Genomic DNA, 9,513 nt, shown 5'->3' with positions numbered 1-9,513 from the left:
CCCGTCGCCGCCTCTCCTGCCCCCGCCCCCGCACCCGCACCCGCGTCCGCGGCGCCCCATCCGACCGAAAACGCCCCGGCCGAACCCGCGTTCGATCCCATGGCCCCGCGTCGCGACGCCCCGATCTTCCGTCTGCGCCAACAGGCGGCGGCCGAGCCGACGCACACGCAAGACGTCCAGACCCCGGCGGCTTCCAACGCGCCCGCCGCCGCCCAGCCCCAGATGGTTCAGGCGGCTCTTGCTCCGGCGCCCGTCCTGGGCGCCCGCTTCTATTCGGTGCATCGCCAGGCGGGTCGCCAGCCCGACCCGATCCAGGCGGTCCAGCCCCTCTATCTCGACGCCCTGCCGGTTGAAATGACACAGACCCCGTCCTCCACCGACCTGGCGCAGCCCGACGCACCGCCCGCCCTGCTCCGCAACAGCGACGGCACGGTCCGCGCCATGCCCCAGACCGAGGCTGACGACCTGCCATGACCAACGCCTCCGCCGTGGAAAAAGACGTCATCGAGTCTTCGCGCCTACCCGATCTGATCGCCCTGGCCGGCGAGACGTCCAGCGAGAAACGCCGGCTGCTGCTGCGCGAACTGACCGACCATTTCCTGGGCGGCGTCGATCACAGCGCGGCCGAGACCGAGCTCTACGGCTCGGTGCTGGAAACCCTGTCCGACGAGATGGAGACGGCTGTCCGCGCCGAGCTGGCCGCCCGGTTCGCCGAGGAACCCAACGCGCCGGTCAATCTGATCCGGCGTCTGGCCGAGGACGAGATCGACGTCGCCGGGCCGGTGCTGCGCGCCTCGACCCTGTTGACCGACGCCGATCTGATCGGGGTGGTCAGCCGCCAGGGCCAGGACCATATGCGCGCCGTCTCCGGCCGTATCGAGGTGTCCGAGGCCGTGTCGGAGATCATCGTCGAACGAGGCGACGACCACACCTTGGGCGTCCTGCTGCGCAATGACGGCGCCCTGCTTTCCCGCGCCGCGTCCGAGACCGCCATCGAGCGCGCCAAGGTCAATCCCAGCCTCCACGTCGTCACCGTCGAGCGCAAGAGCCTGCCCGCCGACCTGCTGAACGAGATGTATTTCGTCGTCGAGGCCCGGCTGCGTCAGCAGATCCTCGAACAGAACGCCCAGATGGATCCGGACCTGCTGGAGGCGGCCATCGCCGCCGGCCGCACCCGTGTCGCCGCCGACGACGGCGCCCTGCCGCCGGACTTCGCCGACAGCCAGGCCTATGTCGAGGAACTGTACGCCGCCGGCCAGCTGACGCCCCAGATGCTGATCCGCTTCCTGCGATCGAAGGGTCGCACCCCCTTCCTGATCGCCCTGTCGCGCCTGTCCGACGTCGATTTCCATACGGCGCGCAGCATCGTCGATCGCCGCGACCTGGACGCCCTGTCCATCATCTGCAAGGCGGCCGACATCGACCGGGCCATCTTCCTGACCTATGCGGTCTCGCTGCTGGGTCCGGATTCCAACCCGATGGGCAAGGCCGCCGCCTATGGCCGCATGTACGGCGAACTGACCCGCGACGTCGCCCAGCGCACCCTGCGCTTCTGGCGCATGCGCCGCAGCGCCGAGGCGGCCTAGGCGCGATCTCCCCTCCTTCTTCTGAGGAGGCGGAAACAGAAAACGCCCGCCTCCTTGCGGAAGCGGGCGCTCTTTATCGGTAGAGACCGGTCTTACTTCTTGGCGCGCGGGGCGCGGGCGGGTTTGCGGCCGCCCTGGCCCAGGCCCATCTGCTTGGCCAGTTCCGAACGCGCCTTGGCGTAGTTCGGGGCGACCATCGGATAGTCTTTCGGCAGGCCCCATTTGGCGCGGTATTCTTCGGGGCTCATGTCGTACTTGGTGCGCAGGTGACGCTTCAGCGACTTGAACTTGCGACCGTCTTCCAGGCAGATCAGGAAATCGGCGCTGATCGACTTGCGGATCGGCACCGCCGGCTCCTTCGGCTCGGGCTCGACCTCGACAGGACCGTTCGAAACACCCGACAGCGCGGCGTGAATATTGGCGATCAACGCCGGCAGGGCTTCAGCCGTCACGGTGTTGTTGCCGACATAGGCCGACACGATATCGGCCGTCATTTCGAGCAGTTCGGGCTTCTCTTCCATTCTCGGCGTCTCTTTCTTGATCTATTTGTTCGACTGAAACACCAGTCGAATGCACTCCCTCGGCTCTTAAGGTTGTTTGATCTTAAAAACAACCCAGACGAAATCCTGCGTTTCGCGTCAACATCGCAACACTTCAGGTAGTGCTGATCTAACGCCCGAAGTCTTCAGCCAGGGCCATCATGGCGGCGCGCTCCGGCGCCGAATATTCGTCGATCGCCTCATCCTCGCCCTCACGAATCGCTCGCAGCAGACTCGGCGTCAGCGCCGATGACAGAGACCAGTTCCAATAACGCAATACGGTCTGGGCGCGATCGACCGCCAGCATTTCATAGGTGATCTGCACACGATCCAGATCCGGATGCACGGCGCCGTCGGCCGTCGTCTCGGGTCGGCGCATCGAACGCCACAGGCTCAACAGATCTTCACGCGACAGACCCGTCGCCTTGCACAATATGGCCAGGGGTTCGCCGCCGGGATCGCCCAGGATCTTGGCCCCCGTCAGCGGCTTGATTCCGGCCAGGAAGGCGATCTCCGAGGCGATCTCGCGCGACAGGCCGTCGCGCGCGGCGACCGTCAGCGCCTGCTCCAGATCGGCATACGGGCTCTTCTCTATGGCGGCGCGGTTGCGCTGGCGCCGCTCTATGAACTGCAGGGCCTTGCGCGCCACCGGATCCGACCAGTCTTCGGCCGCCGCCATCGCGAAGACGTCCTCGGACACCTCCTGCATGACCTCCCGCGACACGGCGAACCGCTGCAATATGGTGCGCCGCTCGTCGGGCCCGCACCACCAGAACATCACATAGGCGCCCGACGGCCTCAGTTCGGGACGCTTCAGCAACGGGCCGCACAGTTTCGGATGTTTCCGGCTCAGGCCGACCACCGTCTCCAGCCCCACCTGGGACAGGCGCGCCGTACGGTTGCGCAGCACGACCTCGATCGTCTCGACCTCGCCGAATCCGAACAGGGTCTCGGTGACGATTTCCGAAAGCCCGCGCCGTCCGGCCATGACCAGCCGGTGCTCCGGCCCCGCGTCGCGCGCACAGCCCGCCAGGTCCGCGTCGGTCAGGGCCGCGCATTGTTCGATCAGCAGACGGGCGATCTCGGGATCGTCGCGCAGCAGCATCCGCGCCACGCTGTCCGGCAGTTCGGCCAGGTGGGCCAGCCGGGCCGCGACACGCCGCCGCTCCTCGTGCGAGGCCTGGCGCAGCATCTCGACCAGCAGATCCCCGGTGACGGCCCGCTCGAAGGCGTTGATCCGGCTCGCCGGCAGCGAGACCACGTCGGCGAGACGCTTCAGCAGGGCGTGCCGCGCCTTCAGCGCCGGCCGCCCCGCCGCCTCCTCCTCGTTCAAGGCCAAGGGCTCGCTCATCGTGCGAGGCTACACGGCGCGAGGTTAACTCCGCGTATCGGCGAAACTCCGCGGCGCGAAATGCCTGTCACAGGCCTTCGAACAGGGCCGTGGACAGATAGCGTTCGGCGAAGGACGGGATGACGACCACTATGGTCTTGCCGGCGTTCTCGGCCCGGCTGGCCAGGCGGAAGGCGGCGATCAGGGCCGCCCCGGAACTGATGCCGACCGGAATCCCTTCGACCCGCGCGGCCCTGCGCGCCATTTCGAAGGCGTCGTCGTTGGACACCTGTTCGATCCCGTCCACGACCGAGGGGTCGTAGATGGCGGGGGTGAAGCCGGCGCCTATGCCCTGGATCTTGTGCGGACCCGGCGCGCCGCCGGACAGGACCGGCGAGGCCTCGGGCTCGACCGCGATCATCCGGATCGACGGCTTTTTGGCCTTCAGCGCCTGACCGACGCCCGAGATGGTGCCGCCGGTGCCGACGCCCGCCACCACGATGTCGACCGCGCCGTCGGTGTCGTTCCAGATCTCCTCGGCCGTGGTGGCGCGGTGGATCGCCGGATTGGCCAGGTTCTCGAACTGCGACGGGCTGACAGCGTTCGGGGTCGAGGCCAGCAGTTCCTCGGCCCGGGCGATGGCGCCCTTCATCCCCTTCTCGGCCGGGGTCAGCTCCAGCTGAGCGCCCAGAAGCGCCAGCATCTTGCGCCGTTCGATCGACATGCTCTCGGGCATGCACAGGATCAGTTTCAGCCCCTTGGCCGCCGCGACGAAGGCCAGGGCGATGCCGGTGTTGCCGCTGGTCGGTTCGATCAGGACGGTGTCCTTGTCGATCCTGCCCGCGTCTTCCAGCGCCTCGACCATGGCCACGCCGATCCGGTCCTTGACCGAGGCGATCGGGTTGAAGAACTCCAGCTTGGCCAGAACCTTGGCCCCCGGCGCCAGGTCGGCGGCGTATTCGGCCGACAGACGCGGCAGGCCCACCAGCGGGGTGTCGCCTATGGTGTCGATGATCGAGTCATAGACCTTGCCCCGCCCCTTCTTCAGATGGCGGGACGCGTCGTAGCTGAAGTCGGACATGGGGGCTCCGTGAAGTCTGTGTCCGACAACAGATAAGGCCTCGGCCCGCGAAGCAAGAGGGCGAGGGCGATGATTTCTACGGACAGGGGCCAGAACCCTTGATCAATGCGCCGCCTAGAAGGACTCCCACCCGTCCGCGTCAGGCCCGGAAACCGGCGCCAGGGCCGCGCCGCCGCGTCCGACGGTCTTCAGGGCGGCGACGGTGCGCGGGGCGCCCCTGACCGGAGCGGGACGCGCGGATGCGGCGCCGACGCGGAACCGGGCGACGGCCGCGTTCAGAACGTCCGCCTCCTGGGACAGGGAATGGCTGGCGGCGGTGGACTGTTCGACCATCGCAGCATTTTGCTGAGTCATCTGGTCCATCTGGTTGACGGCGGTGTTGACCTGCTGGAGGCCGGTCGCCTGTTCGGCGGCCGAGGACGAGATTTCCGACACCAGGCCCTCGATCTGGGCGACATGGGCCACGATCCGGTCCAGGGCCTGGCCGGTCTCGACCACCAGCTTGACCCCCGACCCGACCTGGGTCGTCGAGGCCGAGATCAGCGCCTTGATCTCCTTGGCCGCCTGGGCCGAACGTTCGGCCAGGGCGCGGACTTCGGACGCCACGACCGCGAAACCGCGACCCGAGTCGCCCGCCCGCGCCGCCTCGACCCCGGCGTTCAGAGCCAGCAGATTGGTCTGGAAGGCGATCTCGTCGATGACGCCGATGATCTGGTTGATTTCGTTGGACGAGCGTTCGATCTCCCCCATGGCGGCGACGGCGTCGCGCACCACCGCGCCGCTCTTGTCGGCGTCGCTGCGGGCCGCCTGGACCACGCCGGCGGCCTGGACCGCGCCCGAGGCCGTGGCGCGGACGGTGGCCGTGACCTCTTCCAGGGCGGCGGCCGTTTCTTCCAGGCTGGCGGCCTGTTGTTCGGTGCGGCGCGACAGATCGTCGGCGGCCTGGGAGATTTCGGAGGCGGCGGCGTTGATGGCCCCCGTATTGGCCGCGATCGTCCCGATCGCCTGTTGCAGGCCGTCCAGAGCAGCGTTGAAATTGGTGCGAAGCTGCTCATAGGCCGGCGGGAAGGAATCGGTGATCCGAACCGTCAGATCGGCCTGGGCCAAGGCGTCCAGCGCCCGGCTCAGACCAGTGACGACGGCGGCCTGTTCGTGGGCGGCCGCCTCGCGAGTGCGATCGCCGGCGACCCGGTCCTGTTCCTCCCTCAGGCGCTGCTGTTCCGCCTGGGCGGCCTCGGCGCGTGCGCGGTCCACGATCAGGGCCTGGATGTCGACCACGGCCCGGGCGATGTCGCCCACCTCGTCCTTGCGCCGGGCCTCGCCCAGCTTCACCTCGGTCTGGCCCTGAGCCATGGCGCGCAGGTCGCCCGTCAGGCGACGGATGGGCGCGACCAGGCCGCGCACTCCGCCCAGGATCAGGCCGATGCAGATCAACAGGCTGGCGATCATGGCGCCGATCATGACCAGCCGTCCGGTCGTCGCCGTAGCTTCAGCCGCGTCCTGATTTTTCTGGGCGGTCGCTTCGATGATGTCGGCGGCGCCGCTCATCGCGGTTTCCAGCGCCGTGAACTGAGCCTGGAAGTCCGGCATGAGGGACTGGGCGGCGACCGGGTCGGTCTTGGCCAGATCGATCATCCGGCCCGCCGCCGCGATATAGGTCTTGAGCGGCGCCTCGACCGTCGCCAGAGCGGCCTGGATTTCCGGGTCCGTCGCCAGGGCGCCGTTCTCGGCGATGGATTTCTCGAAGATCGCCCGGTGTTCCGCCAGGTCGGCCTCGACGGTGTCGATCTCGATCCCGTTCGACGGGTCGGCCGCCAACAGGGCGCCGAAGACGTCGGACCGCAAGGCGTCGTGCATCATGTCGGCCTGCATATGATTGCGCAGGATGTTGGCCGACATCGTGGAACGCTCCAGAGCGGCGCCGAGCCGGGCGTTCATCATCAGGCCCACACCCGCTGTGCCGACGGAAAGCAGCACCACGACGATCCCCGTCGCGGTGACCTTCTTGCCGATCGTCCAGTTCATGCTTCGCTCCCCGCGCATTCGACGGGAATCCGTAGGCTTGTAAGGTTAATGCCGTATTTTCGCCCGCCTAGGTCGTTTCCACATGGTCGCCTAAGCAGGATTTTCATTTCGCCGAATTACACTGGTCCGCTAACACAACGGACCATTCGGCCATGCAGAATGCTAAGCCCGGAAGCCTCAAGCTTCTTCTCGCCACGCTCGTACTGGGGGCCGCGGCGGTCGCCGAGCCTTCCGCCGCTCGCGCGGCTGACCCGGCCTGGACCCTGGCGGCGGAATATACGGCAGACGTGACGGGGGTCGTATCCGGCGGCGTGCAGAGCGGGAGCCGCTATCTGGACAATCTGAGCGTCGAACTGGACGGCGACCTGGACCAGGCCCTCGGCTGGCGCGGAGCGCGGCTGCACATGTCGGGTCTCTATAACGGCGGCGGCGAGCCCAACGCCCTGGCCGGCACGCTGCAAGGCGTGGACAATATAGAGGTCGGCGCACAGGGCGCTCGCCTATTCGAGGCCTGGATCGAACAGGATCTGGGCGGCGCCGCCACCCTGCTGGCCGGGCTGTACGATCTGAACAGCGAATTCTACGCCACCGAGGCCTCGGGCCTGTTGCTGGCGCCCCCGTTCGGCATCGGTTCGGAACTGGCCTCGACCGGTCCGAACGGCCCGGCCATCTTCCCCTCGTCGTCCCTGGCCGCGCGACTGAGGATCGGCGACATGGAGACCTTTTACGCCCAGGCGGCGGTGGTCAACGCCGACGCCCGGACCATCGGAGACCACGGCGGGATCGACACCAGCCTGGACCACGGCGTGCTCGGCATCGTCGAGCTGGGCGGCGGCGGTCCCCTGCATTATGCGATCGGCGTCTGGCGCTATGATCAGCATCAGGACGACATCCGCGACCTGACCCCCGACGGCGAACCGGCCAAAAGCCTGGCGCGCGGCGCCTACGCCCTGGCGGAAGGCCAGGTCCATGGCGCGGCGAACCCGGACGGCCCCCAGATCGACGTCTTCGGCCGACTGGGCGTTTCGGACGGCGACACCACCGATTTCGAGGGCGGCTGGCAGGCGGGCCTGCTGGTGCGCCAGGTCTGGGCCGGACGCCCGGACAGCCAGCTGTCGTTCGGCGTCCACCAGGGCTGGCTGTCGGACAAGGCCCGCGCCAACCTGACCGACGCCGGCGACGCCCCCGCCCACTACGAAGAGGGGTTGGAGCTGACCTACGCCGACCGCATCGGCCGCTTCACCATCCAGCCCGACATCCAGCTGATCCGCTACGCCGGCGGCCTGAAGGGCGCAGAAGACGTGGTCGTGGTCGGCCTGCGGGTGATCGCGCCGCTGTTCTGAGGACAGGCTCTTGGTTGGCCATAATGCAACTAAATCTGGACATTTGGTCTATTATAAATGACCATGAATTCCAAGGATGGTTGGTTATGGTCAAACGCAGTGAGGTTCAGGCGCTTGGGCGCAAACACCTTGATCGGCAGTTCGAAGCGATATCGCTGAAAGGCGTGGCGCGCCCCCCCAAAGGCTGGTTGCGCGCCATTCGGGACGCGCTGGGCCTCACCTCTCGCCAGCTTGCCTCCAGGATGGGGAAAACCCACACGACGATCACGGCTCTGGAGAAGGGCGAGATCGCGGGCACGACCACTCTCAACAGCTTACGTGCCGCGGCCGAAGCGATGAACTGCACCCTCGTATACGCGATCATCCCGAACCAGCCGCTCGAAGACATGGTGCGTATCCAATCGCGCAAGCTTGCCGAAGCCCAGCTTATGCGTGTGAACCACACCATGCGACTTGAAGATCAGGCCGTCGCAAGATCCGAACTGGCCGAACAGATCGATCGCCTCGCCGAGGACCTGCGTCGCGACGGAAGTCGCCTTTGGGACGAGGCGTGAGCGATCCGCTGTTCGACGGCGGAGATGAAGATGACGCCGCGACCCCGCTCACGCCGGACGAGCGGGCCCAGCTTATCCTGACCTATATCACCACGCGATCCCAACTGAACGAGGCGGAGCAGATCGGCATCGCCGACGCGGACCGCTGGGCGTTTCGGAGGCGACGCGATGTGCTCGGCGAAGACTTCCTTCTCGCCCTTCACAAGCGGATGCTGGGGGGCGTCTGGAAGTGGGCCGGAACAATCAGGAACACCGAACGCAATATCGGCGTCGCCCCCTATCGGATCGGGGTCGAGCTCCGTGCTCTTCTCGGCGATGCAAGATACTGGATTGACCAGGGCGCCTACGAACCTGACGAGATCGCCGTGCGGTTCCACCACCGCCTGGTCGCGATCCATCCGTTCCCGAATGGCAATGGGCGACACGCCCGGCTCTCCGCCGATCTTCTCGCCGTCAGCTTGGGACGAGAGCGCTTCACATAGGGAAGCGCCAATCTTGTCGAAGCGGCTAAAACCCGCGCCTTCTATATCGCGGCGCTCAAAGCGGCCGACATCCACGACATCAACCCTCTCATCGCGTTTGCACGCTCGTAAATCACTAAGGCGGATGATCCCGCCTTCACCCCCCGTTAACCACGATGGCCCATTTGGTTAACGCCTGTTCCTGGGGTCAATCTTGCGCAATCTCGTCGCCGCCGTCGAAGCGATCGACCCTCTGGTCGTCACCGGCAAGGTCGCGGGCGTCTCGGGCCTGCTGATCGAGTCGCGCGGGGGCCTGTCGCGGCTCGCCGTCGGCGCCCGGGCCGAGATCGGGCGTCGCGGCCAGGAGGCCCTGCCGGCCGAGGTGGTCGGGTTTCGCGACTCCAAGGCCCTGCTGATGCCCTTCGGTCCGGTCGAGGGCGTGGCCCCCGGCGCCGAGATCCGCATCATCGACCAGGCCGCCAGCGTGCGCCCGACCACCGCCTGGCTGGGCCGGATTATCGACGCCTTCGGCCAGCCCATCGACGGCAAAGGGCCCCTGCCCCAGGGGCCGGCCCCCTATCCGCTGCGCGCCCC

At 67.3% G+C, this 9,513-nt stretch carries 8 protein-coding genes and 2 pseudogenes; 6 read left to right on the top strand and 4 right to left on the bottom strand.

The window, feature by feature from the left end; all coding sequences use genetic code 11:
* Together H2037_RS17310 and H2037_RS17305 are read left to right on the top strand one after the other, a co-directional pair.
* Positions 1-474 (top strand): annotated as a pseudogene (locus H2037_RS17310) (hypothetical protein); the annotation flags it as partial.
* On the top strand, positions 471-1,586 hold the full coding sequence (locus H2037_RS17305) for a DUF2336 domain-containing protein (protein WP_292124408.1): 1,116 nt from the start codon (positions 471-473) through the stop codon (positions 1,584-1,586). The pseudogene H2037_RS17310 and the gene H2037_RS17305, both read left to right, overlap by 4 nt.
* Positions 1,587-1,678: 92 nt before the next feature.
* Here the strand turns inward: H2037_RS17305 and H2037_RS17300 are convergent, their stop codons facing one another.
* The 4 genes from H2037_RS17300 to H2037_RS17285 form a co-directional block, all read right to left on the bottom strand.
* A complete protein-coding gene (locus tag H2037_RS17300) occupies positions 1,679-2,107 on the bottom strand; it encodes a MucR family transcriptional regulator (RefSeq protein WP_292124407.1) in 429 nt (142 codons plus the stop codon).
* Between the two features lie 148 nt (positions 2,108-2,255).
* On the bottom strand, positions 2,256-3,476 hold the full coding sequence (locus tag H2037_RS17295) for a DUF2336 domain-containing protein (protein ID WP_292124406.1): 1,221 nt from the start codon (positions 3,474-3,476) through the stop codon (positions 2,256-2,258).
* Positions 3,477-3,543: 67 nt separating this feature from the next.
* Positions 3,544-4,536, bottom strand: coding sequence for a cysteine synthase A (cysK, locus tag H2037_RS17290; protein WP_292124405.1), 993 nt, complete (start codon positions 4,534-4,536; stop codon positions 3,544-3,546).
* Between the two features lie 114 nt (positions 4,537-4,650).
* Positions 4,651-6,561, bottom strand: coding sequence for a methyl-accepting chemotaxis protein (locus H2037_RS17285; RefSeq protein ID WP_292124404.1), 1,911 nt, complete (start codon positions 6,559-6,561; stop codon positions 4,651-4,653).
* Between the two features lie 152 nt (positions 6,562-6,713).
* On the opposite strand from H2037_RS17285, the gene H2037_RS17280 reads away from it, so the two are divergent.
* The 4 genes and pseudogenes from H2037_RS17280 to fliI form a co-directional block, all read left to right on the top strand.
* Entirely contained in the window at positions 6,714-7,904 is a 1,191-nt protein-coding gene (locus tag H2037_RS17280) for a carbohydrate porin (RefSeq protein WP_292124403.1), read from the top strand.
* A gap of 86 nt (positions 7,905-7,990) precedes the next feature.
* Positions 7,991-8,458 carry a mobile mystery protein A gene (locus H2037_RS17275; RefSeq protein WP_292124402.1) on the top strand — a complete coding sequence of 156 codons (468 nt, stop codon included), beginning with the start codon at positions 7,991-7,993 and terminating at the stop codon, positions 8,456-8,458.
* A complete protein-coding gene (locus H2037_RS17270) occupies positions 8,455-8,940 on the top strand; it encodes a mobile mystery protein B (RefSeq protein WP_292124401.1) in 486 nt (161 codons plus the stop codon). Before H2037_RS17275 ends, H2037_RS17270 begins: the two co-directional genes overlap by 4 nt.
* A gap of 193 nt (positions 8,941-9,133) precedes the next feature.
* A pseudogene (gene fliI, locus H2037_RS17265) lies at positions 9,134-9,513 on the top strand (flagellum-specific ATP synthase FliI); the annotation flags it as partial.

The organism is Brevundimonas sp., from assembly GCF_013912065.1.
Classification (GTDB): Bacteria; Pseudomonadota; Alphaproteobacteria; order Caulobacterales; family Caulobacteraceae; genus Brevundimonas.
Note: the sequence above shows the minus strand (reverse complement) of the source record. Positions and strands in the feature narration are given on the sequence as shown.